This window comes from Acidovorax sp. KNOB132 (genome assembly GCF_057541515.1).
The window spans coordinates 1-1,108 of sequence record NZ_BAAJYT010000562.1 but is presented as its reverse complement, the minus strand read 5'-3'; the positions used below and the strand labels follow the sequence as shown (position 1 = coordinate 1,108).

General features: G+C 71.3%; 1 protein-coding gene. It reads left to right on the top strand.

Annotated features, from left to right (window positions below; all coding sequences use genetic code 11):
* Nucleotides 1–1,108: efflux RND transporter periplasmic adaptor subunit (locus tag AC27IO_RS24660; RefSeq protein ID WP_498741271.1), on the top strand; the 1,108-nt coding region annotated here is incomplete at both ends.

The window sequence follows — 1,108 nt, the reverse complement described above, 5'->3', positions numbered from 1 at the left end:
GCCCCTGGCGGTCCCGGGGGGCCGGGCGGGCCCGGTTTCGGCGGCGGCGGGCGGGCCATGGTCACGGTGGGCGAGGCCACTGCACGGCAGGCGTCGCTGCCGGTGGTCATCGACGCGCTAGGGACGGTCACGCCGGTCACCACGGTCACCCTGCGCCCGCAGGTGTCGGGCGTGCTCACCCAGGTGCTGTTCACCGAAGGGCAGATGGTCAAGAAGGGCCAGGTGCTGGCGCAGATCGACCCGCGCCCCTACGAGCAGGCCCTGATGCAGGCGCAGGGCACGCGCCAGCGCGATGAGGCGCAGCTCGACAATGCCCGCATCACCCTGGAGCGATACCGCACGCTGCTGTCGCAGGACTCGATCGCGCGCCAGGATGTGGACACGCAGGCCGCGCTGGTCAAGCAGCTGCAGGGCACGGTGATGACCGACCTCGCCCAGGAAAAGACCGCGCGCCTGAACCTCGACTACACCCGCGTCACCTCGCCCGCCACAGGCCGCATCGGCCTGCGCACGGTGGACGCCGGCAACTACGTGAGCGCCGGCGAGGCCACGGGCATCGCCACCATCACGCAGATGGCGCCGATCGATGTGCAGTTCTCGGTGCCCCAGGACCGCGTGACCGACGTGCAGGCGTCGCAGCAGGGCGCGCAGCCGCTGGCCGTGACGGCGTTCGACCGCACCCGCACCACCGAGGTGGGCAAGGGGCAGTTTTCCACGCTGGACAATCTGGTGGACACCACCACGGGCACGGTCAAGGCCAAGGCCCGGTTCGAGAACGCCAACGGTGCGCTGTTTCCCAACCAGTTCGTGAACGTGCAGCTCCTGCTGCGCGAGGTGCCGGCCGTGGTGGTGCCGGTGACGGCGGTGCGCACGGGCGCCAATGGCGACTTCGTCTATGTCATCAACGAAGACCGCACGGTGTCGCTGCGCAAGGTCAAGCGTGGCCAGGCGACGGTGGGGCTGATGGCCGTCACCGAGGGCCTGAAGGCCGGCGAGCGCGTGGTGACCGAAGGCGGCGACCGTTTGAAGGACGGTGCCACCGTGCAGCTGCAAGGCGCGCGCGGCCCGGCCTCCGCAGCCAGCGGCGCCGCCGGTGCCCAGCCGCGCC